General features: G+C 68.1%; 24 protein-coding genes. 14 read left to right on the top strand and 10 right to left on the bottom strand.

Going from position 1 to position 25,103, the window contains the following annotated elements; all coding sequences use genetic code 11:
• Positions 1-4 precede the first annotated feature (4 nt).
• From ssuD to J2X09_RS01630, 7 genes are all read right to left on the bottom strand, one after another.
• Complete coding sequence (gene ssuD / locus J2X09_RS01660; RefSeq protein WP_204731610.1) at positions 5-1,174, bottom strand: FMNH2-dependent alkanesulfonate monooxygenase; 1,170 nt, start codon at positions 1,172-1,174, stop codon at positions 5-7.
• A 106-nt stretch (positions 1,175-1,280) separates the two neighbouring features.
• Positions 1,281-2,255, bottom strand: a complete 975-nt coding sequence (locus J2X09_RS01655) for a sulfonate ABC transporter substrate-binding protein (RefSeq protein ID WP_204731938.1) — start codon at positions 2,253-2,255, stop codon at positions 1,281-1,283.
• A gap of 156 nt (positions 2,256-2,411) precedes the next feature.
• Positions 2,412-3,446, bottom strand: coding sequence for a sulfonate ABC transporter substrate-binding protein (locus J2X09_RS01650; RefSeq protein ID WP_204731609.1), 1,035 nt, complete (start codon positions 3,444-3,446; stop codon positions 2,412-2,414).
• Positions 3,447-3,598: 152 nt separating this feature from the next.
• Positions 3,599-4,183 carry an NADPH-dependent FMN reductase gene (gene ssuE, locus J2X09_RS01645; protein WP_204731608.1) on the bottom strand — a complete coding sequence of 195 codons (585 nt, stop codon included), beginning with the start codon at positions 4,181-4,183 and terminating at the stop codon, positions 3,599-3,601.
• Between the two features lie 52 nt (positions 4,184-4,235).
• Positions 4,236-5,252 (bottom strand): sulfate ABC transporter substrate-binding protein, encoded by a 1,017-nt coding sequence (locus J2X09_RS01640; protein WP_204731607.1) that lies wholly within the window; start codon positions 5,250-5,252, stop codon positions 4,236-4,238.
• 245 nt (positions 5,253-5,497) lie between these two features.
• Positions 5,498-6,661, bottom strand: a complete 1,164-nt coding sequence (locus J2X09_RS01635; protein WP_204731606.1) for a molybdate transporter family protein — start codon at positions 6,659-6,661, stop codon at positions 5,498-5,500.
• A gap of 62 nt (positions 6,662-6,723) precedes the next feature.
• A complete protein-coding gene (locus J2X09_RS01630) occupies positions 6,724-7,623 on the bottom strand; it encodes a LysR family transcriptional regulator (protein ID WP_204731605.1) in 900 nt (299 codons plus the stop codon).
• A gap of 144 nt (positions 7,624-7,767) precedes the next feature.
• On the opposite strand from J2X09_RS01630, the gene J2X09_RS01625 reads away from it, so the two are divergent.
• From J2X09_RS01625 to J2X09_RS01565, 13 genes are all read left to right on the top strand, one after another.
• Positions 7,768-8,766, top strand: a complete 999-nt coding sequence (locus J2X09_RS01625; RefSeq protein ID WP_204731604.1) for a Bug family tripartite tricarboxylate transporter substrate binding protein — start codon at positions 7,768-7,770, stop codon at positions 8,764-8,766.
• 2 nt (positions 8,767-8,768) lie between these two features.
• Complete coding sequence (locus J2X09_RS01620) at positions 8,769-10,073, top strand: FAD-dependent oxidoreductase (protein ID WP_310307159.1); 1,305 nt, start codon at positions 8,769-8,771, stop codon at positions 10,071-10,073.
• 27 nt (positions 10,074-10,100) lie between these two features.
• Positions 10,101-10,937 carry a shikimate dehydrogenase family protein gene (locus J2X09_RS01615; protein WP_204731603.1) on the top strand — a complete coding sequence of 279 codons (837 nt, stop codon included), beginning with the start codon at positions 10,101-10,103 and terminating at the stop codon, positions 10,935-10,937.
• A 200-nt stretch (positions 10,938-11,137) separates the two neighbouring features.
• The gene (locus J2X09_RS01610) at positions 11,138-11,704 is read left to right on the top strand and encodes a TRAP transporter small permease (protein WP_204731602.1); all 567 of its coding nucleotides are present in this window, start codon (positions 11,138-11,140) and stop codon (positions 11,702-11,704) included.
• On the top strand, positions 11,701-12,981 hold the full coding sequence (locus tag J2X09_RS01605) for a TRAP transporter large permease (RefSeq protein ID WP_204731601.1): 1,281 nt from the start codon (positions 11,701-11,703) through the stop codon (positions 12,979-12,981). Before J2X09_RS01610 ends, J2X09_RS01605 begins: the two co-directional genes overlap by 4 nt.
• A 56-nt stretch (positions 12,982-13,037) precedes the next feature.
• Positions 13,038-14,051: a TRAP transporter substrate-binding protein gene (locus tag J2X09_RS01600; protein WP_204731600.1), complete on the top strand. Its 1,014-nt coding sequence runs from the start codon at positions 13,038-13,040 to the stop codon at positions 14,049-14,051.
• Positions 14,048-14,884, top strand: a complete 837-nt coding sequence (locus J2X09_RS01595; protein WP_204731599.1) for an SDR family NAD(P)-dependent oxidoreductase — start codon at positions 14,048-14,050, stop codon at positions 14,882-14,884. Before J2X09_RS01600 ends, J2X09_RS01595 begins: the two co-directional genes overlap by 4 nt.
• Positions 14,885-14,919: 35 nt before the next feature.
• Positions 14,920-15,648 carry a GntR family transcriptional regulator gene (locus J2X09_RS01590; protein WP_204731598.1) on the top strand — a complete coding sequence of 243 codons (729 nt, stop codon included), beginning with the start codon at positions 14,920-14,922 and terminating at the stop codon, positions 15,646-15,648.
• Entirely contained in the window at positions 15,645-16,508 is an 864-nt protein-coding gene (locus J2X09_RS01585; RefSeq protein ID WP_204731597.1) for an isocitrate lyase/PEP mutase family protein, read from the top strand. The genes J2X09_RS01590 and J2X09_RS01585 overlap by 4 nt, the downstream gene beginning before the upstream one ends.
• A gap of 160 nt (positions 16,509-16,668) precedes the next feature.
• Positions 16,669-18,075, top strand: coding sequence for an FAD-binding oxidoreductase (locus J2X09_RS01580; protein WP_204731596.1), 1,407 nt, complete (start codon positions 16,669-16,671; stop codon positions 18,073-18,075).
• A 2-nt stretch (positions 18,076-18,077) separates the two neighbouring features.
• A complete protein-coding gene (locus tag J2X09_RS01575; protein ID WP_204731595.1) occupies positions 18,078-18,890 on the top strand; it encodes an SDR family NAD(P)-dependent oxidoreductase in 813 nt (270 codons plus the stop codon).
• 13 nt (positions 18,891-18,903) lie between these two features.
• Positions 18,904-19,824 carry a VOC family protein gene (locus J2X09_RS01570; RefSeq protein ID WP_204731594.1) on the top strand — a complete coding sequence of 307 codons (921 nt, stop codon included), beginning with the start codon at positions 18,904-18,906 and terminating at the stop codon, positions 19,822-19,824.
• A gap of 5 nt (positions 19,825-19,829) precedes the next feature.
• The gene (locus J2X09_RS01565; protein WP_204731593.1) at positions 19,830-20,753 is read left to right on the top strand and encodes a sugar phosphate isomerase/epimerase family protein; all 924 of its coding nucleotides are present in this window, start codon (positions 19,830-19,832) and stop codon (positions 20,751-20,753) included.
• A gap of 9 nt (positions 20,754-20,762) precedes the next feature.
• On the opposite strand, the gene J2X09_RS01560 is transcribed toward J2X09_RS01565, so the two are convergent.
• Positions 20,763-22,400: an FAD-dependent oxidoreductase gene (locus J2X09_RS01560; protein WP_204731592.1), complete on the bottom strand. Its 1,638-nt coding sequence runs from the start codon at positions 22,398-22,400 to the stop codon at positions 20,763-20,765.
• 2 nt (positions 22,401-22,402) lie between these two features.
• Positions 22,403-23,392 carry a tripartite tricarboxylate transporter substrate binding protein gene (locus tag J2X09_RS01555; RefSeq protein ID WP_204731591.1) on the bottom strand — a complete coding sequence of 330 codons (990 nt, stop codon included), beginning with the start codon at positions 23,390-23,392 and terminating at the stop codon, positions 22,403-22,405.
• A 132-nt stretch (positions 23,393-23,524) separates the two neighbouring features.
• On the opposite strand from J2X09_RS01555, the gene J2X09_RS01550 reads away from it, so the two are divergent.
• Positions 23,525-24,448 (top strand): LysR family transcriptional regulator, encoded by a 924-nt coding sequence (locus J2X09_RS01550; protein WP_310307145.1) that lies wholly within the window; start codon positions 23,525-23,527, stop codon positions 24,446-24,448.
• 3 nt (positions 24,449-24,451) lie between these two features.
• On the opposite strand, the gene J2X09_RS01545 is transcribed toward J2X09_RS01550, so the two are convergent.
• Entirely contained in the window at positions 24,452-25,093 is a 642-nt protein-coding gene (locus J2X09_RS01545; protein ID WP_204731589.1) for a 3-oxoacid CoA-transferase subunit B, read from the bottom strand.
• Between the last annotated feature and the right edge of the window lie 10 nt (positions 25,094-25,103).

Genomic DNA, 25,103 nt, shown 5'->3' with positions numbered 1-25,103 from the left:
GCCCTCAGCTCTGCGCGGCGCGCGGCACGAACACGTTGGCCACGGTCTCACCGAAGGGGCCGGTGAGCGCCGGGCCAGGCAGCTTTTCGCGCAGCTTGCGCGGCAGCAGCGGGAACACCAGTTCGGCGAAGCGGTAGGCCTCTTCCAGGTGCGGGTAGCCCGAGAAGATGAAGTTCTCCAGGCCCAGCTCGGCGTATTCCTGGATGCGCGCGGCCACGGTCTCGGGGTCACCCACCAGCGCGGTGCCAGCTCCGCCACGCACCAGGCCCACGCCGGCCCACAGGTTCGGGCTGATCTCCAGGTCGGCGCGGGTGCGCTTGCTGCCCTGCGTGTGCAGGGCGGCCATGCGGCGCTGGCCTTCGGAATCCATCTTGGCGAACGCGGCCTGCGCGCGGTTCACCACGTCGTCGTCGAGCTTGCTGATGAGCGAGTCGGCGGCGGCCCAGGCTTCGGCGTCGGTCTCGCGCACGATCACGTGCAGGCGGATGCCGAACTTCACCGTGCGGCCGTGCTTCGCGGCGCGGGCGCGCACGTCGGCCACCTTCTTCGCGACCTCGGCGGGCGGTTCGCCCCAGGTGAGGTAGGTGTCGACCTGCTCGCCCGCGAGCTCGTGCGCGGCCTCGGAAGAACCGCCGAAGTACACCGGTGGGTAGGGGTGTTGCAGCGGTGGGAAGAACAGCTTGGCGCCCTTGACCTGCAGGTGCTTGCCGTCGTAGTCGAAGGTCTCGCCCTCGTGGCTGCGCGCCAGGATCTCGCGCCAGATGCGGATGAATTCGGCCGACTGTTCGTAGCGTTGCGCGTGGTCGAGGAACACGCCGTCGCCTTCGAGTTCGGCGCGGTCGCCGCCGGTGACCAGGTTGATGAGCAGTCGTCCGCCGGAGAGGCGGTCGAAGCTGGCGGCCATGCGCGCGGCCAGCGCCGGCTGGTGCAGGCCCGGGCGCACGGCCACCAGGAACTTGAGCCGCTGCGTCACCGGCAGCAGGCTGGCCGCGACGACCCAGGGGTCTTCGCAGGAACGGCCGGTGGGAATCAGCACGCCTTCATAGCCCAGGCTGTCTGCCGCCTGCGCCACCTGCTTGAGGTAGTCGTGGTTGAGCTGCCGCCCGCCCTGCGCCGTGCCGAGGTAACGGCTGTCGCCGTGGGTGGGGATGAACCAGAAGATGTTGAGTGACATGACGTTCCGAACGAAGGGGTTTGTTCAAGTGGCACCGAGGAACCGGCTCTGCCGGGCCTCTGGTGCCGCCCCCTTGAGGGGGGCGCGCGAAGCGCGGCGGGGGTGGTCAACCAGCATTTACAGCGGCTTCAAGCACGTTGATCCTTTTCGGGATCAGCTTGAGGTTGAAGAAGGTGTCGGCGATGACCTGCTGTTCCTGCAGGATCGCCTTGGTGATCGAGCCGGTGCCGTAGGCCGAGCGGGTCACCGCGCGGTCGACGACGGGCTTGGGAATGCCCCACAGCGGCGCGAACTCGGCGGCGAGGGCGTCGCGGTTGGTGCTGCCCCACTGGTCGAGCTTGTTGATCTCCTCGATCACGATCTTCACCACGTCGGCGTTCTTCGCCGCGTAGTCGAGCGTGGAGAAGTAGTAGGCGCGGTTGTTCACCACGCCGTTCGCGTCGGCCAGGATGCGGCCGCCCAGGCCCACCTCGGCGGCGGCCAGGAACGGGTCCCAGATCACCCAGGCATCCACGGCGCCCTTCTCGAACGCGGCGCGCGCATCGGACGGGGGCAGGAAGACGGACTGCACGTCGTCGTACTTCAGGCCGTTCTTCTCCAGCAGCTTCACCAGGAAGTAGTGGACGTTGGAGCCTTTGTTGTAGGCAACCTTCCTGCCTTTGAGATCGGCCACGGTCTTGATGGCCGAGTCCTTCTGCACCAGCACGGCTTCGGTGGCGGGGCGCGGCACGGTGGCGGCCACGTAGGCCAGCGGCGCACCGGCGGCCTGCGCGAAGATCGGCGGGGCCTCGCCCACGTCACCGAAGTCGATCGAGCCGACGTTGAGTGCTTCCAGCTGCACCGGGCCGGCGGTGAATTCGGTCCAGCTCAGTTTCACGCCGAGCGGGGCGAGGCGCTGTTCTAGCGTGCCCCGGCCCTTGAGCAGGCTGAGGAAACCTTTCTGGTGGCCGATGCGCAGCACGCGATTGCCGGCGGTGGCCTGCACCTGTGCCTGCGCAGGGAACTGGGGCAGCGTGGCGAGGGCGGCGGCGCCCACGCCCGAGAGGACGAAGCGGCGGCGGTCGGAGAAATCGAAAGTCATGGGTGTCCTGGTGGGTGTTGAAAGGGCGCTGCGCGCTTTCGCGGCGGCGATGCTCCAGGCGGCGGCGGTGGTGGCGAGCAGCCTGGCGATCTGGCGGCGCAGGTCGGCCGCATCGAAGGGCTTGGACATGGCGGGCTCCGCGTGTGGGTCGGCGCGTCAGGGTTGCGACACCACCACCGCCTCGCTCACCTTGATGGCCTTGGGAATCAGCTTCAGGTCGAAGAAGGTGTCGGCGATCTTTTGCTGGTCGGCGGCCACGGCGGCGGTGATTGGCTTCACGTTGAACTCGTAGCGCTGCAGCGCGAGTTCCACCACGTCCACCGGCAGGCCCTGCAGCGGCGCGATGAGCTCGGCGGCCTGGCGCAGGTTCTTCTTGAGCCAGATGCCTTGCTCCACCGAGTCGGCGAACAGGGCCTCGATCACCCGGGGGTTTTTGGTGACGAAGTTGCGCGCGCCCAGGTAGTACTGGTAGTTGTTGACCACACCCCCCGTGCCGTCGGCCAGCACGCGGGCGCCGGTGGCTTTCTCGGCGGCGGCCTGGAACGGATCCCAGATCACCCAGGCGTCGACGTTCTTGCTCTCGAACGCGGCGCGGCCGTCAGCGGGTGCGAGGTAGACGGGTGTGATGTCGGTGATCTTCAGGCCGTGTTTCTCCAGCTGTTTCACCAGCAGGTAGTGCACGTTGCTGCCCTTGTTGAGCGCGACCTTCTTGCCCTTCAGATCGGCGACCGACTTGATGGGCGAGTCCTTCGTGACGAGGATGGCTTCGGCGCGCGGCGCGGCTGGGTCGTAACCGAAGTAGACGAACTGCGCACCGGCGGCCTGCGCGAAGATGGGCGGCGCCTCACCCACGTAGCCCACGTCCACCGCGCCCACGTTCAGGCCTTCGAGCAGCTGCGGGCCGGCGGGAAACTCCACCCATTTCACGCCGAAGCCCAGGGGCGCGAGTTTCTTGTCCAGGGTGCCTTGTGCTTTCTGCAGCACGAACAGGCTGGCCGACTTCTGGTAGCCGATGCGCAGCTCGCCTTTCGTCTGTGCCTTGGCTTCGGGCACAGGCAACAGCAGCAACGCGAGGCCGAAGGCGGCGATGACGAAGACCAGGAAGCCGATGGCCCAGCGCTTGATGTGGTCGAAGCGGGACGGCTCGACGGGCGTGCCGGCCTCGGGGTGGTGTTGGAACAGTTCACTCATGATGGAATCCTCTTGATGAAAGCGCAGGCAAAGGCCGTCCAGGCCACCCGCGCGGTGGCTGAAAAATGCGGATCGGGGATGCGGACGGGATGGGCCGGGTGGTCCCGGCTCTCCTACGGTTCTGCGCTTGAATGCAGAACCGTATCGGCGGTTCAGACGCTACATCGCACCTGGGCGAACGGCACGGGCGCGAACCCGGCCGTGACCGGCATTCGCAGGCCTTCGTGAAGGAGGGTGTTCACCGCGTCGTCCAGTCGTTCGCCGATGTCGCGGCCGACCTGGTACTGGCCTTCGGTGTCTTTCGGGATCTGCGCATCGGTGGCATAGACCCCGGGGAGAATGTGCCGCGCCGCGAGCGACTGCAGCACGGGGCGCAATGCGTAGTCGAGCGCGAGCATGTGGTGCGGGCTGCCGCCGGTGGCCAGTGGCAGCACCACCTTGCCCTTGAGGGCAGTCTGCGGCAGCAGGTCCAGGAAGACCTTGAGCACCCCGCTGTAGGCGGCCTTGTAGACCGGTGTGGCGACCACGAGGGCGCGGGCGGTCTCCACCTGGGAGACCGCGGCGCGGATCGACTTGTGACCCACGTCGGCCAGCAGCAGGGCCTGGGGCGAGAGGTCACGGATGTGGAGGCGTTCGATCAGCGCGTGGCGCAGACCCAGCCGTTGGGACACCGCGTCGAGCAGCGCCGCCGAGCGCGAATGCTCGGACGGGCTGCCTGCGATCAGAAGAATGGACACGGTGCGGTTCCCTGGAGCGTTCTGGTTCTGGCGTGTGACAGCGGCGCGCGGCTTACTTCTTCGTGTAGATCTGGTCGAAGCTGCCGCCGTCGGAGAAGTGCACCTTGGCCGCCTTCTCCCAGCCGCCGAACGCGTCCTCGATCTTGAAGAGGTTGATCTTGGGCAACTGCTTGGCGTACTTGGCCTGGGCCTTGGCGGAGGTCGGACGGTAGAAGTGCTTGCCGATGATGTCCTGTGCCTCTTCCGTGTACAGGAATTCCAGGTAGGCCTGTGCCACGGCGCGCGTGCCCTTCTTGTCCACGTTCTTGTCGACGATGGTCACGGCGGGTTCGGCCAGGATGGACAGCGAGGGATAGACGAAGTCCACCTTGTTGCCGAACTCTTTCTCCAGCAGGTAGGCCTCGTTCTCCCAGGCCACCAGCACGTCGCCCTGGTTGCGCTGCGAGAAGGTGATGGTGGAACCACGCGCGCCGGTGTCGAGCACGGGCACGTTGTTATAGAGCTTGCTCACGAATTCCTTGGCCTTGTCGTCGCCGCCGTACTTGCGCTTGGCGAATTCCCAGGCGGCCAGGTAGTTCCAGCGGGCGCCGCCCGAGGTCTTGGGGTTGGGGGTGATGACCTTCACGTCGGGGCGGATCAGGTCGTCCCAGTCCTTGATGTTCTTGGGGTTGCCGGCGCGGGTCACGAGCACGATGGTGGAGGCGTACGGCGTGCTGTTGAGCGGCAGGCGCTTCTGCCAGTCCTTGGGGATCCAGTTGCCGTTGTCGTGCAGGGCGTCGGTGTCACCGGCCAGCGCCAGGGTGGCCACATCGGCGTCCAGGCCGTCGATGATGGAACGGGCCTGCTTGCCCGAGCCGCCGTGGCTCTGCTTGATGGTCACGTCCTGGCCGGTCTTGGCCTTCCAGAACTTGGTGAAAGCGGCGTTGTATTCCACATAGAGCTCACGCGTCGGATCGTACGACACGTTGAGCAGCGTCACCGGGGCCGGCGTCTGGGCCACGGCCGTGAGGGCGCTGGCGGTCAGGGCGGTGGCGGCAAAAGCCTGGATGAGTTGGCGGCGGGTGGTCATGTCGTTCCTTCGGAAGAGTCCGTGGTTGATGGGATGGACGGGATGATCCCGACAAAGCCACGGATAGGGAACGAATGCTTTTTTGGTTGTTTATTACGGAAACATCTAAACCCCCCGCGTCGCCTTCGGCGCCACCCCCCTTGGAAAGGGGGCGACAGCTGGGGCCGGCGTAGCCGTCCCTCGCTGTCTCTGGACGGGTTGCTTCGCTCGCTGCCCTGCGCGCGCCGGCTGACGCCTCGTTCAGGTCAGAGTTTGAAGACGCGGGTCTGCAGACCTTTTTCCAGCAGCAGGCCGGCCAGGACGCCGACACCTGCGTTCCAGACAGAGATGGCCGCGGTGGTTAGCAGCACGGCCCGGGCCTGTTTGTCGCGCGGGTTGCCGGCGGTGCCGATGACCAGCGAGAAACCGGCCACGAACAGCATGGCGCCGAGGGTGCCTTGGGGCAGCAGGGCCAGCAGCGCGGCCACGGGGGCGCTGGCGAACAGCGCGAGCAGCACGAGCGCGCCACCGAGCCACATCGGCGCGCGCCCGGTGCGCGCGCCCAGTGCTGCCTGGGCCACGAGTCCACCGGCACCGTGGCACATGGGTGGCGCGCTCAGGCCGGCGGCCAGCAGGTTCATCCAGCCGGTGCTGCGGGCCACGCGGTTTTCGTCGATGCGGGTGGCGGGAAACAGCCGCTTTGTTTCAGAAACGATGCCGAGGATGGCATTGCCGAAGGTCAGCGGTGTCTGGGCCAGGGTGAGGGCGGCCGCGCTCAGCCACACGCTGGTGGCGGGGATGCCATTCCACACGGGCTGCGGGAGGGCGACGGCCGCAGGCGTCTGCAGCGCCGCAGCCATCAGCTCGGGTTGGCGCCAGGTGCCCACGGCGAACCCGGCGAGCAACAGCAACGGCATGAGCAGCCAGGCGCCTCTGCCCAGCAGCACCAGGGCGGCCAGTACCGAAGTCAGACCCACCACCCAGTCGCCCTCGATGCGGCGCAGGCTGCCGAGGATGAGCGCGATGCCCAGGCCGAGCACCACGCCGTGGACCACATCGCGCGACAGGTGCGCCGCCAGCCAGCGGGCGACTCCCGTCCAGCCCGCGACGAGCCAGAAGGCGGCGGTCATGGCGGCGGTCAAGGCCAGCACCTCGGGCATGCTGTGGGCGGCGGTGGCCGTGTGGGCCAGCGCCGCGGCGCCCACAGCCTTCATGGGCTGAACCGGAAACGGAATGCCGTAACGCCACCCGACGGCCAGCAGACTGATGCCGAACGCCAGCAGAATCGCACTGGCCTGCACGCCGGCCACGACGATGTACCCCACCAGAAAAGGCAACAGCGTGCCGAGATCGCCGAGCGAACCACCCAGGTCACCGCGAAAGGTGGCGGGGGAGAGCGCAGGGGGCGTCTGTGCGCTGGCGGTACTCATGGGCGGCATTCTGTGGCATCCGTGGGGTCAGCGGATCATAGGGCCGGAGATGCCAGGTGCCGTCACTGGCCTGGCCGGTCCATGGCGCGAAAGCCCTGGCGGATGCGTTCGACCAGCCCGTCTTCCAGCACCGAGCCGGGGAACGCGGGGTTGCGCACGCGGAACACCTGGGTGCGGGGCGAGCGCTTGATGGGGCGGAAAGAGAGCTGGTCCTTACGCCAGGCGCGGGCGGTGAGGTTGTCCACCACCGCCACGCCGGCGCCGGCCTCGGCGAGTGCGCAGGCGACCTGGCCGGATCGCACCTCGATGCGCCGTGGCCCGGTGTCCAGCGTGCGCGGGTAGTGTTCGGCCACCAGCCGGCCCTGTGGCGTATCGGGGCTGAAGGCGATCAACCGTTCCTTGACGATCTCGCTGATGGACACCGACGTCTCCTGCTCGAAGCGGTGCCCGCGCTGGAATACGCAGCTCAGCGACCACGAGCCCACCACCTCCGACACCAGCAGGGGATGATCGATGGGCAGGTTGCTGATGCCCACGTCGGCCTCGCCGATGGCCAGCAGGCGGACCATGTCGCGCACCAGCTGCGATTCGAGGTAGATCATGGAATCGGGGTAGTCGGCCGAGAGCGAGGCCACGGCGCGGGGCACGATCTCCAGCAGCGTGCTGGGGCTGGCCAGCACGCGCAGCGCCAGGCCGCCGCCCGATTTCAGCGCCTGGGCGCGCTCGTCGATGCGCCGCACCCCCCGGTACACGTGTTCCACCTCGGCATACAGCGCGTGGGCTTCTGGCGTGGGTTTGAGCCGGCCCTTGCCACGCTCGAACAGCCGCAGGCCCAGCTGCAGCTCGATGTGCCCGATCATGCGGCTGATGCCGGGCTGCGACACGTGCAGCAGCCGCGCGGCGTCGGCGGTGGAGCCGGTGAGCATGGTGGCCCGGAACACTTCGATCTGGCGCAGGTTCATGTGGCTTCATCCCGTGGAGTTGATAACAACATGTTATTGCATGGCGCAAGATTGGTATTTGCCTGTTAGAGGGTGCGTTCCTAGGATGCCGGCTGCATTTGCGTGGATTCACCGGATCCTTTTGAATTGACCAGGAGACATGACATGACTTCCCCAACCTTCCCCGTGCGCCGCCGCACGCTGCTCTCTGGCGCCGCCGCGCTGACCGCCACCGCGCTCTGGCCCCATGGCGTTTTCGCCGCCGACGCCTGGCCGTCGAAGACGGTGCGCATCATCGTGCCCTTTGCTCCGGGTGGCGGTGCCGACAGTTCCGCCCGCGTGCTGGCCGAACTGCTCGCGCCCCAGCTGGGGCAGAGCGTGATCGTGGACAACCGCCCTGGCGCGGGCAGTGCCATCGGCGTGAACGCCGCCGCGCAGAGCCGCGACGGCCACACGCTGCTCATGGGCAGCAACAGCATGGTGATCAACCCGTCGCTGTTCCCCAACATCGGCTACGACGTGGTGCGCGACTTCGACGCCGTGGGCATGGTCTCGGCGCAGCCGCTGGTGCTGGTGGTGCCGGCCGCCTCGCCGCTCAAGAGCTTTGCCGATGTGGTCGCCACCGCCAAGGCCAGGCCCGGCGAACTGATGGCGGGCAACAGCGGCAATGGCACGCTGGCGCACCTGACCTCGGAAATCTTCGCCAGCCAGACCGGCGCCACGCTCACGCCCGTGCCCTACAAGGGCGAGAGCGCGCTCATGCCCGATCTGCTGGGCGGCCTGGTGTCGCTGGGCTTCCTGAACCTGCCCAGCGTGCTGGTGCACATCCGCTCGGGCAAGCTGCGCGCGCTGGCGGTGTCGTCGCCGAAGGAAGTGCCGGAGCTGCCGGGTGTGCCCACCTTCCGCGCGCTGAACCAGCCCAGCCTGGAAGTGCAGGGCTGGGCCGCGTTGTTCGCGCCCAGGGACTCGATCCCTGCCGCCGGTCTGGCGCGCCTGGAAACCCTGCTGTCCGCCGCGCTCGCATCGGACGCGGTGAAGAACCGCTTCACCACGCTGGGTGTGTCGCCGGTGATCCAGAGCCGCGCCGACACCGCGAAGTTCATGAAGGCCGAGGGCGAGCGCTATGCCGCTGTCATCAAGGCCCGCGGTATCAAGGCGGAGTGAGCGTGACGAAACCCAACCCGGTGCCGCCACGGGCGGTCGATGTGCTGGTGTGCGGTGGCGGCGTTGCCGGCACCATGGCGGCGGTGGCCGCGGCGCGCCAGGGCGCCACCGTGATGCTGGTGGAGCGCTACGGCTTCCTGGGCGGCAACGCCACGGGCGGCGCCGTGGCGCAGTTCAACAGCTGGCAGACCGAGGCCGGCCGCCGCGTGGTGGCGGGCCTGGCCGATGAAGTGGTGCAGCGGCTGCGCACCTACGAGGCCGCCGGCGAGCACCAGGTGTTCGTGATGTCCACCGGCCACCGCATGGACCGCGTCGAGTACGCGCCGGAGGTGCTCAAGCTGGTGCTCGACGACATGGTGACCGGGGCCGGCGTGCAACCCATGCTGCACGCCAGCGTGTGCGATGTGGTCTGCGAGGACGGGCGCATCCGCGCCGTGCGGATGCTCACCAGGAGCGGCGTGGTCAACGTGCACCCGCGCGTGGTGATCGACACCTCGGGCGACATCGACGTGCTGCACCGCGCGGGCGCGCGGTTCCTGTCGCTGGACGAGGGCGATGCCCTGCAGCCGGCCACCATGATGTTCCGCTTCGGCCCGATCGACTTCGAGCGCTTCGACGCGATCACCACCGCCGAGATGAAGGTGCTGGCCACCGAGGGTTACGCCAGCGGAGACCTCGCCCGTGCCGCGCTGCATGCCTCGCGCGATCCGTACTCCACCGACGGCTGGTTCAACATCAGCCGCCTCGGCATCGATGCGACCGACGCGCAGGCGCTGAGCCAGGGCGAGATCGAAGGCCGCCGGCAGGCCTGGAAGGCGGCCGCCTACCTGCGGCGCGCCGTGCCCGGTTGCGAAGGCGGGCGCCTGCGCGCGTTCGCCACGCAGGTCGGCATCCGCGAGACGCGCCGCGTCGAAGGCGAACACGTCCTCACCGCGCAGGAGCTCACGCAGCCGGTGGCGTTCGACGATGCGATCGCCTGCGGTGCGTACCCGATCGACATCCATCCCGCGTCGGGTGGCGAACTGCTCTACGCCTCGATGGGCGATGACCACGCGTACCAGATTCCGTACCGCAGCCTCATTCCCAAAGGCGTCACCAACGCGCTGGTGGCCGGGCGAGGCATCTCGGCCACGCACGCTGCGCTGGCCGCGATCCGCGTGATGACGATCTCCATGGCCGTCGGCCAGGCCGCCGGCACCGCCGCTGCCCTGGCCTGCGAAGGCGAGGGCGCGTTGGACGTGCGCGGGGTCGATGCCGCACGGCTGCGCGAGGTGTTGAAGGCGGGCGGCGCACTGGTGGACGCTTGAGTGCTGCCCACAAGGCGGGGGTATCGGATGAACATTGACGGACACACCGGGCTGATCGCCCACATCGGCTACCCGACGCACACCTTCAAGTCGCCGATGATCTACAACCCGTACTTTGAATCGGCGGGCATCAACGCGGTCGTGGTCCCCATGGGCTGCAAACCCGAACACTTCGTGCCGGTGCTGCGCAGCTTCTTCGCGCTGGAGAACGCGGTCGGCGCGCTCATCACCATGCCGCACAAGGTCACCACCGTGGGGCTGCTGGACGAGAGCAGCGTGGCGGTGAAGGTGGCCGGCTCGTGCAACGCCGTGCGGCGCGATGCCGACGGTCGCCTGGTGGGCGACATGTTCGATGGCGAGGGCTTCGTGCGCGGCGTGCGGCGCAAGGGCCTGCAGCTACAGGGTGCGCGCGCCCTGGTCGTGGGCAGCGGTGGTGTGGGCAGCGCCATTGCCGCCGCGCTGGCCGGGGCGGGCGTGGGCACCCTGGCGCTGTCCGACGCGAATCCGGCCTCGGCCCTGGCGCTCGCGGACCGGCTTCGCCAGCACCATCCCGCGCTGGAGGTTTTTGCGGGTGGCAACGACCCGCAGGGCTTCGACCTCGTCGTCAACGCCACGCCCCTGGGCATGAACGCCAGGGACCCACTGCCGCTGGACGTGGACCGCCTCTCGCCCGGCACCTTCGTGGGCGAGGTGGTGATGAAGGCCGAGATGACGCCGTTGCTGCAGGCCGCCACGGCCCGGGGCTGCGCGGTGCAGATCGGCACCGACATGCTCTTCGAGCAGATCCCCGCCTACCTGGAGTTCTTCGGCCTGCCCACGACCACGGCCGAGGCGCTGCGCGCCGGCGCCCGTCTGGCGTACTGAATCTTCTGGCTGGTCCTCCCGGCCGCCGAGTCGCGTGGGCGACCGGTGGCCATTTTTCTAGGTGGTTACCCTAATATGTGTACCGTACCTTACATACAACAATACGCCCCGTTCGAGTTTTTCCGGAGACAGACCATGTTGTGCCCCTTCATCTGCCGATCCGCGCCCCACGCGGAAGCGGTTTTCTTTCTGGGGGGCTCATGAGCGCGTCGTCCTCCCGCCGCGGGCCGGTGATCCGCCTGCTCGAGTTCTTCCTGGCCGTGTGTCTCATCGCCATGGTGGTGATGGTGTTCGGCAACGTGGTGCTGCGCTACGGTTTTGATTCCGGTCTGGTGATGTCCGAGGAGCTGTCGCGCTTCGCCTTCATCTGGCTGGTGTTCGTGGGCGCGGTGGTGGCCATGCACGAAGGTGCGCACCTGGGCGTGGATTCACTGGTGCAGGCGCTGCCGCGTGGCGGCAAGATTGCCTGTCTGGTGGCCAGCGAGCTGCTGATCCTGGCGTGCTGCGCCATGTTCTTCTGGGGCACCTGGCGCCAGCACGAGGTGAACGCCACCACCATGGCGCAGGTCACCGGCATGTCGATGATCTGGATCTTCGGCATGGGCTACTTCACCAGCGTGGGCATTGCCATCGTGAGCCTGCACAAGCTCTGGCGCGTGGTCACGGGCCGGTTGAGCGACGCCGAACTCATCGGCGTGCAGGAGAGCGAGGAAGAAGTGACCCATGTGCCCGCGGCCCCCGCTGCACCGACCGGGGGGCGCGCATGACCGCCGGCGTTTTCGTCTTCTCGCTGCTCGGCGCCATGGCGCTGGGCATGCCGATCGCCTTCGCCTTGCTGGTGTGCGCGGTCGCGCTGATGTTCCTGCAGGGCCAGGTGGACACGACCATCCTGTCGCAGAAGATCATCGAAGGTGCCGACAGCTTCCCGCTGCTGGCCATTCCTTTCTTCATGCTGGCCGGCGAACTGATGAACGCGGGCGGCATCTCCAAGCGCATCGTCAACTTCGCGCTGGCTTTCGTCGGCCACATCCGCGGTGGTCTGGGCATCGTGGCCATCCTCGCGGCGGTGATCATGGCCGCGATCTCGGGGTCGGCCGCTGCCGACGCCGCCGCGCTGGCCACCATGCTCATCCCCATGATGCGGCAGGCCGGCTACAACATCCCGCGCTCGGCGGGCCTGATCTCGGCCGGTGGCGTCATCGCCCCCGTGCTGCCGCCCTCCATCGGCATGATCATCTTCGGCGTGGTGGCCAACGTGTCCATCGGCAAGCTGTTCATGGCCGCCATCGTGCCGGGCTTGCTGATGGGCGTCTCGCTGCTCGTGGCCTGGCTGATCGTGGCACGCAAGGACCAGGTTGCCGTGCTGCCGCGCATGCCCATGAAGCAGCGCCTGCGCGTTGCGGTCGAGAGCACCTGGGCGCTGGTGATGCCGATCGGCATCGTGGGCGGCATGAAGTTCGGCATCTTCACGCCGACCGAAGCCGCCGTGGTGGCCGCCGTGTACGCCTTCCTGGTGGGCATGTTCGTGTACCGCGAACTCAGGTGGAACGCGATCTACCCGCTGATCGTCAGCGCCGCCAAGACCACGGCCGTGGTGGTGTTCCTGATCGCCTGCGCGCTCGTCTCGGGCTGGCTGATCACCGCTTCCGACATTCCGCAGCAGGTGAGCGAGCTGCTGCAGCCCTTCGTGGACAGCCCGATCCTGCTGATGGCGATCATGATGATCCTCGTGGTGATCGTGGGCACGGCACTGGACTTCGCGCCCACGCTGCTGATCCTCACGCCGGTGCTCATGCCGCTGGTGCGCGAGGCCGGCATCGACCCCGTGTACTTCGGTGTGCTGTTCATCATGAACAACGCCATCGGCTTGATCACACCGCCCGTGGGCATCGTGCTCAACGTGGTGTGCGGCGTGGCCAAGCTGCGCATGGGCGAGCTGATGAAGGGAATCATGCCCTTCCTGATCGCCGAGGTCGCCGTGCTGTTCCTGCTGGTGCTGTTCCCGTCCATCGTGCTGGTGCCGCTGCGCTGGTTCACAGGTTGATGCGCGCCATTCCGCTTTTTCCCTTGTCCCGTCATTCCAACCAGGAGACCTTTGCCATGATGTCCCGTTTTCTGAGCATTTCCGCGCTTGCTCTCGCCGTCGCCGCCATCGCTGCCCCCGCGCATGCCCAGTTCGAAGCACGCTCGCTGCGCGTGTCCTCCGGCGTGGCCAAGGGCCACCCGATCAGCTTCGGCATCACCAAGATGACGCAATGCGCGGCCGACAAGTCCGGCGGCAAGCTCAAGCTGGTGACCTATTACGACGGCGCGCTGGGCAACGACACCACCGCTTCGCAGCAGGTGCGCACCGGTTCGCTGGACATGGTGCTGACCTCCACCGCTCCGCTGGTCGGCGCGATCCCGCAGCTGGCCGTGTTCGACCTGCCGTTCCTGTTCTCCAACGAGAAAGAGGCCGACCAGGTGCTCGACGGCCCGATCGGCAAATCCTTCGCGCCCAAGTTCGAGGCTGCCGGCCTGGTGAACCTGGCCTACTGGGAAAACGGTTTCCGCAACGTCACCAACTCCAGGCACGCCGTGAACAAGTGGGAAGACCTGCAGGGTGTGAAGATGCGCGTGATGCAGAACAAGGTGTTCCTCGACACCTTTAGCGCGCTGGGCAGCAACCCCACGCCGCTGGCGTTCTCCGAGGTGTATTCCGCGCTGGAGACGCGCACCGTCGACGGCCAGGAAAACCCCATCGCGCTGATCGAGAACATGAAGTTCTACGAAGTGCAGAAGTACCTCTCGCTCACCCGTCACGCCTACAGCCCGCTGGCGGTGCTGATCTCCAAGAAGAAGTACGACACGCTCTCGCCCCAGGAGCAGGCCGTGATGCAGGAGTGCGCCATTGCCGGTCAGGAGGAGTCGCGCCGCGTCGGCCGTGCCGCCGACGCCGAAGTCATCGCCAAGCTGAAGAAGAACGGCATGCAGGTGAACGAGGTGGCACCCGCCGAACTGCAGCGCATGCGCGACCGCGTGAAAGACGTCTACGCTGCACAGGCCAAGGTGGTGGGCGAGGACACGCTCGCCGCCGTGAACGCCGAACTGCAACGCATCCGCGCCGCCAAGTGAGCGTTTCCAGCCCGACCCTTGCCACGCTCCCGCCCGCGGGCGCGGTGGTGGCCATCACCGGCGCGGCCCAGGGCATCGGCCTGGGGCTGGCCCGGCATTTCGCCCAGGCCGGTGCCCGTGTGGTGCTGTCCGACGTGAATGCCGAGGCCTGCACGGCCGCGCGCGATGCGCTGCGCGCCGAAGGCCATGAGGTGGAGGCCGCCGCCGCCGACGTGACGGATGCCGCCGCCTGCGAGCGCATGGTCGACACGGCGGTGCGCGCCTTCGGCCGCCTCGACGTGATGGTGTGCAACGCGGGCGTGGCGCAGGTCAAGCCGTTCATGGAACTGCAGGGCGCCGACTGGGACCTGCACTTCGCGGTCAACGTGAAGGGCGCGTTCCTCAGTCTGCAGGCGGCGGCGCGCCGCATGAAGGAGCAGACGCCGCTGGCCGAAGGCCGGCCGCGTGGCAAGGTCATCACCATGGCCTCCATTGCGGCGCGCTACGGCGCGGGCGTGATGGCACCCTACCAGGGGCCGTACCGCGCCAGCAAGGCGGCCGTGGTGAGCCTCACGCAGACCGCTGCGTACACACTCTCGCCGGACATCACCGTCAACGCGCTGTGCCCGGGCATCGTCGCCACCGACATGTGGACCCGCATGGACCGCGACCTGGCCCACCTGAACAACGGCCGCGAAGGCGACGTGTTCGCCAGCCGCGTGGCCAACGTGCCCATGGGTCGCGCCCAGACGCCGCAGGACGTGGCCGGCCTGGCACTGTTCCTCGCGTCGCCGGCGTCGGATTACATGACGGGCCAGTCGATCAATATCGACGGTGGCCTGGTGCTCAGCTAAGGTCGATCCCTTTTGCACATTCAGGAGCCGCGCGCATGACCCGCAAGTTCGATTTCGAGATGCCCAAATCCCTGACGGAGATCGTCGCCAGCCGCCTGCGGCAGGCGATCGTCGACGGGGAGTTCGCGCTGGGCGAGATGATCTCGGAAGACACGCTGGCCGCGCTGTTCGGCGTGAGCCGCACGCCGGTGCGCGACGCGCTCACGCTGCTGCAGAACACGGGCCTGGTCGAGATCCGGCCCAAGCGCGGCAGCTTCGTCTTCCAGCCGAGCGAGGACGACATGCGCGCCATCTGCGACTTCCGCGTGATGCTGGAGGTGCAGGCCGCGCGCTGCGCCCATCGCCACGACCGCGAAGGCGTGGTCAAGGCCCTGCAGGCCGGCCTGGACGAGATGCAGGCCGCCATCGACGCCGACGACGACGTGCGCTACGGCCACGCCGACTCGGCCTTTCACCTCACGCTGTTCCTGCACTCGGGCAACAGTTACCTGCACGACGCCTACGACCTGGTCGCCGGCAAGATCGCCGCGCTGCGCACCGCGATGTCGCGCCAGTTTGCCGACGCGCGCGAGGTGTCACTCAATGAACACCGCGCGGTGATGAACTTCGTCGACCAGGGCGATTTCGCCGGTCTTGAAGGCTTGCTGCGCGTGCACATCGACCGCACCGTGGACGCCTACCGCCTCGCGGTGGACAGTGGCCGCATCGGCACACCCGTCCGGACACCACGGTTGCAACGCATTCAACCCACACCCACCTCATGACCCAAGCCTCCCAACTGCGCCGCCTGCTTCAGGCCGGCGAGATCGTCATGGCGCCTGGCGCGCCCGACTCCATCACCGCCCGCCTGGTGCAGAAGGCCGGTTTCCCGGCTGTGTACATGACCGGCTTCGGGGCCACCGCCAGCCGCCTCGGCACGCCCGACATCGGCCTGCTGAGCCAGACCGAGATGACCGGCCATGCCCGCGACATGGTGCGCGCGGTGGACATTCCCGTGATCGCCGATGCCGACACCGGCTACGGCGGCCCCTCCAACATCCACCGCACCGTGCGTGAGTACCTGCAGGCCGGCGTGGCGGCGATTCACCTCGAAGACCAGGTCGCACCCAAGCGCTGTGGCCAGATGGCCGGCATCCGGCTGATGGAAGCCGGTGAGAATGTGCGCCGCCTGCGCTGTGCGATCGAAGCGCGCGGCGATGGCGACCTGCTGATCATCGGCCGCACCGACGCGCTGCCCGCCGCCGGCATCGACGAGGCCGTGCGCCGCGCGAAGCTGTACCAGGGGGCGGGCGTGGACCTCGTGTTCGTCGACGGCATCAAGACCGTGGCCGAGGTGGAAGCCGTGGCGCGCGCCGTGGAAGGCCCCAAGGTGGTGTCGCTGGTCGATGGCACACCGGCCGCCGCCCTCACCGCCGCGCAGCTGCAGGCCATGGGCTTCTCCGTGGTGTTCTACGCCGTCACCGCGCTGTTCACAGCGGTGCGCGCCGTCTCCGGCGCCCTGGCCGAATTGAAGCGCGCCGGCACGCCGGTGGGTGCGGCCAGCGGCATGGTGAGCTACGCCGACTTCACCGAGCTGGTCGACCTGGACTTCCACAAGAGCCTCGACGACCGCTTCGGAGCATGAAGATGCAACCCCCAGTCTGCGCGCTGCGCGCTCCGCCAACCCCCTTCTGCTTCGCGAAGAGGCGCACCCTGCGGCCGGGCAGAACCCGTTCCGCGGGAGCCCTGGTATGGCCTGCTCCACGGCCTTCTGACCGACAACTTTTCCATTTCATCGATTGCATATGACCACGCTCGCCGTCTCCCATCCCGCCCTGCAGGAACTGCTTGACCAACTCGGCCCCGTTGCCGTGCTGGCGGGCGATGCCGTGCCGGTGCGCAACCACAACGACTACAGCGGCCTGCCGCCCACCACGCCGCTGGCGGTGGTGCGCCCGGCCGACACGGCCGGCGTGGCCACGGCACTGCGCATCTGCCATGCGCACGGCATCGGCGTGGTGCCGCAGGGCGGCCTGACCGGCCTGTGCGGCGGTGCCCGTGCGGGCGAGAACGAGATCGCGCTCTCGCTGGAACGCCTGGTCGGCATCGAGGAGATCGACACCGCCGCCGCCACCATGACGGTGGCCGCCGGCACGCCGCTGGAAACCGTGCAGCAGGCCGCGCTGGCGGCCGGCTTCTTCTGCCCGCTGGACCTGGGCGCGCGCGGCTCCTGCGCCATTGGCGGCAACCTGTCGACCAACGCCGGTGGCAACCGCGTGATCCGATACGGCATGGCGCGCGAGATGGTGCTGGGCGTGGAAGCCGTGCTGGCCGATGGCACGGTGGTCAACTGCCTGAACAAGATGATCAAGAACAACGCGGGCTTCGACCTGAAGCACCTGTTCATCGGCAGCGAAGGCACGCTGGGCGTGATCACCCGCATCGTGCTGCGCATGTTCCCCAAGGCCGGCTCTTCGGTGGTGGCCATGTGCGCCTGCGAGGACTACGCCGCCGTGCTGCGACTGCTGGGCGCCGCGCGTTCGGGCCTGGGTCCGCTGCTCTCGGCCTTCGAGGTGATGTGGCCCGACTACTGGAACCGCGCCGTGGGCGAGCTGCGTGCGCGCAACCCGTTCGCTGGCGACGACACGCCGTATGGTGCCTATGTGCTGATCGAGGCGCTGGGCACCGACCCCGAGTCCGACCTGCCGCGCTTCGAGTCGTGGATGGAAAATCTGCTGGAAGAGGGCGTGGTGCCCAATGCCGTGGTGGCCCAGTCGCTCGCGGAGGAGCAGGCCCTGTGGGGCGTGCGCGATGCCTGCGGTGAACTCCACCAGACCTGGCCCGGCCACCTGGCCTTCGACATCGGCCTGCCGCAGACCGCCATGGACGACTACGCCCGCGCCTGCAAGGCCGAGCTGGCCGAGAAGGTGCCGGGGCTGGAGAGCGTGTTTTACGGCCACATCGGTGACGGCAACGTGCACATCGTGGCGTACCGCGCGGGCGACAAGGTGCAACCCAAGGACGACGTGGAAGAGGTGGTCTACGGCCTGGTGCAGAAGTTTGGCGGCACCGTGTCGGCCGAACACGGCATCGGCACCATCAAGCGCCGCTGGCTCGGTCACGCCCGCTCGCCCGAGCAGATTGCGCTGATGCGCACCCTGAAGAACGCCATGGACCCCAAGGGCATCCTGAACCCCGGGAAGGTGTTGTGAGCATGGGCACGCTGGGCGGACGCGTTGCCCTGGTCACGGGGGCGGGGCGCGGCATCGGTCGGGCCATCGCGCAGGACCTGGCGGCGCGTGGCGCCGATGTGGCCCTGTTCGACCTGCAATCGCCCGACGAGGCGGCCACTGCCCTCGCCGCCGCGTACGGCGTGCGCACGCTGGCGGTGACGGCCGATGTGAGCGACGAGGCCTCGGTGAACGAGGGCTGTGCGCAGGTGCTGCGGGAACTGGGGCCGGTCTCGGTGCTGGTCAACAACGCCGGCATCATGCAGCGCCAGTCTGCCGACCACCACACCCTGCCAGCCAGTGACATGCAGCGCATGCTGTCGGTTCACGTGGGCGGCACGGCCATCATGTGCGCGGCGGTGCTGCCCGGCATGCGGACGCAGGGTTTCGGGCGCATCGTCAACCTGTCGTCGGTCATCGGGCTGGTGGGCCTGCAGCGGCGCACCGCCTATTCGACCGCGAAGGCTGCCATTGCCGGGCTCACGCGCGGGCTGGCGCTGGAGAACGGCCGCCATGGCGTGACGGTGAATGCCGTGGCGCCCGGCTATGTGCTGACCGACGTGTTGCTGGAAAAAATGCGGCTGGGCACGCTGGACCACGACCTGTTTGCCGAGCGCTCGGCGGTGGGCCGCTGGGCCCGGCCCGAAGAAATCGCGCGCGTGGTCGGCTTCCTGGCCGAACCGGCGTCCGGTTTCATCACGGCGGCCATCTGGCCGGTGGACGGCGGTTACGCCGCCAACGGCAACCCCGGTGAAGCGCTGGGGCCTTTGCAGGCGCTGGACGCCGCCTCCCACTGAGAAGGAACTCACCATGAGCGACCTGCTGACCCTGAACGCCGGTGGACGCGAGCCCCTGCAGGCCTCGTTCAGCGACGCGCGCAACCCCATCGGCCTGGATGGCCTGGAATTCATCGAGTACGTCACGTCCAAGCCACAGGCGCTGGGGCAGGTGCTGGAGATGATGGGCTTCAGGCCCATTGCGCGCCACCGCTCGCGCGAGGTGCTGCTGTACCGCCAGGGCGCACTGAACGTCGTGGTCAATGCGCACCCGGGCGACGCACAGGCCGCCGGCCATGCGGGCGAGGCACCGGTGATCTCGGCCATGGCGCTGCGCGTGCGCGATGCGCAGGCCGCGTACCGCTACGTGCTCGAGCGCGGCGCGTGGGAGGTGCCCACGCACGCCGACGTGATGGAGCTCAACATCCCCGCCATCCACGGCGCGGGCGGCAGCCGCATCCACTTCGTGGACCGCTACCAGAACTTCAGCATCTACGACGTCGACTTCGTGCCCATCCCCACGGTCGACCAGCACCCACCGGCCACGGCCGGCATCCACTTCTTCGGCGTGGTGCAGTACATCGGCCCCGAACGCAGCCACGACTGGATCGAGTTCTATGGCGAGTTGTTCGGCACACAGCTCATTCCCGACGACCAGCGCTTCGGCATCATGCCCAAGGGCCGGTTGCTGCGCACGCCAGCGCTCAACGCCTCGCAGCGTTTCATGCTGCAGCTCATCGAACCCGAACCCAACGTGCTGGACGCCGGTGAACGGCTGCAGCGCATCGGCCTGGGCGTGCCCGACGTGATGGCCGCCGTGCAGGCGCTGCGTGCGCGCGGCGTGGAGTTCGTCGAGACCGACGCGGTGCACACCGAGCGCCGGGGCGCCATCACCAAGACCTACCTGGGATCGGTGGTGTTCGAGCTGGTGCACAGCGAACCTGCGCAGGAGTGATTCCAATGAGCCACAACGCCCTGCTGCGCCAGCGCAAGGACCTCGCCATCCGGTCCTTCGGCATGGACACCATCACGCTGGCCGGGCCGCTGGAGGCCAAGCTGGATGCCATGGCCGAGGCCGGCTTCGGGCAGGTCATGCTCAAGGCCAACGACCTCGTGGGCCATGCTCAGGGCTGGCAGGCGGCGGTGAAGGCGGTGCACGCCAGCGGGCTGCGTGGCACGGGCTTCCAGGTGCTGCGCGATTTCGAAGGCCTCTCGGGCCATCTGCACGCCTACAAGGTCGACATCGCGAAGTCGATGCTGGAGATGTGCGCGGCGCTGGGCTGCAACGTGCTGCTGGCATGTTCCTCCACCTCCAAGCATGCGAGCGACGATCTGGACCACATCGCGCGCGACCTGCGCAAGCTCGCCATGCTGGCCATTCCCTATGGCATCCGCATCGCCTACGAGGCGCTGTCCTGGGGGCGCACGGTCAACGAGTTCACCACCGCGTGGGACGTGATCCAGCGCGCCGACTGCCCGAACCTGGGCATCGGCATCGACTCGTTCCACATCCTCGCGGCGGAAACCCCGCTCGACGCCATCGACGACCTGCAGCCCGACAAGATCTTCCTGGTGCAGCTGGCCGACTTCATGTGGCAGGAGACACGCACCTTCGAGGAGCGCATGACCACGGCGCGCACCTTCCGCGTCTTCCCCGGCGAGGGCGTGCACAGCGAACAGGTGGTGCAGCTGGTGTTGAAGCTCGACGCGCTGGGCTACTCGGGCGACTACAGCTTCGAGGTGTTCAACGACGACTATCTGCAGATGCCGCTGCCCACCGTGGCGCAGCGCGCACGCCGCTCGGCGCAGTGGCTGGCCGACGACGTGCTGCGCCTCTCGGTGCCGCTGCCGAGCCAGCTGCGGCTGCGCCGCGCGGCGCCCTGAACCAGCGGCTCAGGGACGGCGCACGGCGTTCTGGTAGCCCGTGCGCATGAGCGGGGTGAGGGCGCCGAAGCGCGGCCACTCCAGCAGCACGCCCTGCGCCTGCAGCAGCCGCTGAAAGTCCTGCAGCAGTTCGGGCTTCGCACGCACCGCGCGCGGCGGCTCGGCCTTCTGCAGCGCGAACGCCGCCAGCGAACCTGCGGCCTCGCCGATGCTCCATTCCGTGGCGTGCTCTCGGTAGGCACCGTTCGTGATGCGCGTGGTGCCGATGTTCTTGCAGGCCGGCAACAGGTTTTCCACCCGCTGTGGCAGCAGGGCGCCCAGCGGGATCTGGAACGGATACGAATCGATGTCGACGGTGTTGCGCCCGCGCGTGCTGGGGTGCAGGTCGATGCGGTAGGCGCCGATGCCCACGCTGTCGAAGAAGCGCTCCGCGCCGTCCTGGCCCGGGCGCGCGGCCACGCCGATGTGCTGTTCCAGCACGGTGAATTCCGCCTGGATGCGGCGGCCCTCGCGCCAGTAGACCTGCTGGGCCATGCCGTCGTCGGTGCCGAGCACGTCGCCGCGCAGCCGCAGGCCCGGGTAGCCGGTGCCTCCGTCGTGGCGCGGCGCCTCGGTCTGCATCCAGTAGAAAAGGCCCAGGCTGAACAGTTTCGCCTGCTTCAGCGCGTGCCGTTCGGCGTCTTTTGAAACGCCGATCAGGGGTTGTTCCCAGTAGTCCATCTGCGGCCAGTTGGCCAGGGTGATGTCACTCTCGTAGGCGCCCGCATGGAAGTGACCGCGCCAGGCGATGCGGCGCGCGTGCCAGAGGTCGTACACGCCCGGGGCGTCGGTATCGCCTGCGAACAGGGGGCGGGTGCGCGGCTGGTGCGTCACGAAATCCGACAGTGTCCAGCTGTACTGGGCGTTGGGCCAGCAATCGAGCTGCAGCGTGCGGAAGCGGTCGTAGCCCTCCGGTTTGTCGATCACATGATGTTCGCCGGGACGGTGCTCCATGGCAAAGCACCAGGTCACGGCCTGCTGGTCCATGGGGTCCGCTTGCGCCAGCGCATGAGGCTCCTGCGTGGTGGACTGCGCCTCGGCGCCGATCACGTGCTCGACCTGCGCCAGTTGCAGCAGCTCGCCGGTTTCGGTGGCGTCGATGAACATCGGTGCCTGCAGAACGCTTTCATTCCCACTGGTGAGGTCGCGCAGGTGCAGCGCCGTCACGCGGTCACCCGCGCACTTTGCGCTCGACACCTGATGTTCGCGCAGCACGCGGAGCTGGCCGGCGGCTTGCCATGGGGCCAGCAGCTCGTCGATGACCCGCGCCGCGATCCAGGGTTCGTGGCAGAGGGTGCTCACGTTGCCCTGGCCCGGGTTCAGGCAGATCGTGCGCCGGGCTTCATCGGTCAGCGGCAGGTGCTGGCGGTAGTGTTCTCGGATGGCGCGGCGCAGTTGCGCGTAGCTCTGCGAAGCGTGCAGCGATTCGATCCAGGGGTACTCGTCGGGCGGCACGGCCTGTGCCGTGAGCTGCCCGCCGAGCCACTGCAGCGCCTCGACCAGCACCACGCGCCGGCCCAGGCGCAGCGCCGCCAGCGCTGCGGACACTCCGCCAAGCCCACCGCCGACGATGGCGACATCCGTTGTCCAACCGCTCACACGCGACATGCTCACTCCACCTTGATGCCCATGCGGCGGATCGCTTCACCGTAGCGCTGCGTGTCGGATTCGATGAGCTTCTGGAACTCTTCCGGTGTGCCACCCGTGGCTTCCAGGCCGAGGCCCGAAAGACGCTCGCGCACGTCGGGTTGCTGCAGGATCGCATTGATCTCGCGGTTGAGGCGGGCCACCACCGGTTGCGGCGTGCCTGCCGGCGCGAGCACGCCGAACCAGCCGATCACATCGAAATTGCGGATGCCCTGGTCGATCACCGTGGGCACGTCGGGCAGTGCGGCGCTGCGGGTGCGCGAGGTCACGGCCAGCGGGCGCAGCTTGCCCGACTGGATGTGAGGCAATGCGCTGGACGGGATCTCGAACCCGACCTGCACCTCGCCCGCGAGCAGTGCCGTGAGCGCCGGGCCGGAGCCCCGGTAGGGCACCTGCACCATGTCGACCTGCGCATCCTTCTTCAGGAATTCGGCGGCCAGCGCGGTGGTGGTCGCACCGCCACCGCCGGCGGCGTAGTTCAGCGTGCCGGGTGCCTTTCGCGCGGCGTCCAGCAGTTCGGGCAGTGTCTTCCAGGGCTGGCTGGCGGGCACCACCACGACCACGGGCGAGGCGGCCAGCTTGACGACCGGCGCAAAAGCCTTGATCGGGTCGTAGCGCAGCGTGGGGTAGAGCGCGCCACTACCGGCGTGGCCGCTGGTCACCAGCAACAGGGTGTGGCCATCGGCCTGGGCCGAAGCCACACCAGCGGTGGCGATGGTGGCGCCCGCGCCGGGCTTGTTGTCCACCACCACCGGCTGGCCGAGCGCCGTGGTGAGTTTCTGGCTCAGCGCGCGTGCGAGGATGTCGGCCGAGCCGCCCGCGGCGAAACCGACGACAAGAGTGACGGGCTTGGTCGGCCAGGCAGGCGTCTGGGCGTGAGCGAGGAGGGCGGCGGAGCCCAGGGCGGCCAGGGTGAGGGCGCGCGCGAGCGCGCGCAGGTGAAGCGTGAACATGTCTTGTCTCCTGAGGTGGTGGCTCGGCCTTCTGTTGCCGAAGAGGAATGCTAGGAGCCGCTGTCGATACGATCCAATACTTTTGCGCCAGCATTGAATAACATAAGGTTATTCATGGGCGACAATGCCGCCATGAACCTGCGCCAGATCGAGGTGTTTCGCGCCGTCATGACCACCGGCTCCACCACCGAGGCCGCGCGGTTGCTGCACGTGTCGCAACCTGGCATCAGTCGCCTCGTGCGCCATGTGGAGCTGCAGCTGGGCGTGTCGCTGTTCGAGCGACGCAGCGGCCGGCTGGTGCCCACCGCAGAAGCGCGCGAGCTGCATGAGGAGATCGAGAAGGTTTATCGGGGCGTGCAGCATGTGCGCGATGTGGCCGCCCATCTGCGCTTCGGCACCAGGACCACGCTGCGCGTGCTCTCCAGCGCGAACACCGCGTTGCAGCTGGTGCCGCGCAGCATCGCCGCGTTGGTGGATGAGCACACCACTGCCCGAGTGCTGTTCGAATCGCTGCCCACGCGGGAGATCGTCAAGCTGCTGGTGACGGAAGAGGCCGATGTGGCCATCTCCAGCGCACCGTTGGACCACCCGGCGCTGGACATCAAGGAAATCGGCCAATGGGAACTGCTTTGCGCGCTGCCAGCGGGGCATGCGCTGCTCGGAAGCCGCCGGCCTTCGCTGGCGCAGGTGCTGGCGGGCCGACTGGTGGTGTACAGCCCGGAAGCACCACAGAGTGCCGTCATTGACCACTGGATCGAGTCGCACGGTGTGGCGCGGAATGTGGCCGCCGAGGTGCGCTCGGGGCTGGCGGCCTGTTCGGTGGCCGCCACCGGTGCCGCCGTGGCTTTCGTCGATGATCTGTCGGCCCGTGCCCACCGCCCGGAGGGCCTGGTGTTCACAGCGCTACCCGGTGCGCCACGCTTTCCCATCTTCGCGGTACGCAACCGGCACCGCCCGCTTTCCCGGTTGGGCACGGCATTTCTGCAGATCGCGAGAGAACAATTGGCCGCCTTGCGCGAGACGCGCCTGCCCCTGCACAAGGCGGCGTTGGGCTGAGGGCTAGACCGCGACCGGCAGGCCCAGCAGCTTTTCCAGTTCCGCGTGTCCCAGCCCGTCGACCTTGTCGATGAGCTGGAGGCCCTGCGGCGTGCAGGCCAGCGTGGCGAGGTCGCTGTAGATGCGCTTGACGCAGCCGATGCCGGTGAGCGGGTACGTGCACTGCGGCACCACCTTGCTCTCGCCCTTCTTGGTGAGCAGGTCCATCATCACCCAGGTCTGTTTGGCGCCGATGGCGAGGTCCATCGCACCGCCCACGGCGGGGATGGAGCCCGCCTCGCCGGTGCTCCAGTTGGCGAGGTCGCCTGTGGCCGAGACCTGGAAGGCACCGAGCACGCAGATGTCCAGGTGGCCGCCGCGCATCATGGCGAAGCTGTCGGCGTGGTGGAAGTACACGCCGCCAGGCAGCAGCGTCACCGGCTGCTTGCCGGCGTTGATCAGGTCGTAGTCTTCCTCGCCCGGCGCGGGTGCCGGGCCCATGCCCAGGATGCCGTTCTCGCTGTGCAGCACCACCTCGATGCCCGGGGGCAGGTGGTTGGCCACCAGCGTGGGCTGGCCGATGCCCAGGTTCACGTAGGCACCGTCGTGGATGTCCTGCGCCACGCGGCGCGCGAGTTCGTCCTTGGTTCTTCTGGTGTAGCTCATCGTGTCTTCC

The organism is Hydrogenophaga laconesensis (assembly GCF_031457235.1).
In the GTDB taxonomy this organism is placed as follows: Bacteria; Pseudomonadota; Gammaproteobacteria; order Burkholderiales; family Burkholderiaceae_C; genus Hydrogenophaga; species Hydrogenophaga laconesensis.
This window is presented reverse-complemented; position numbering and strand designations above follow the sequence as displayed.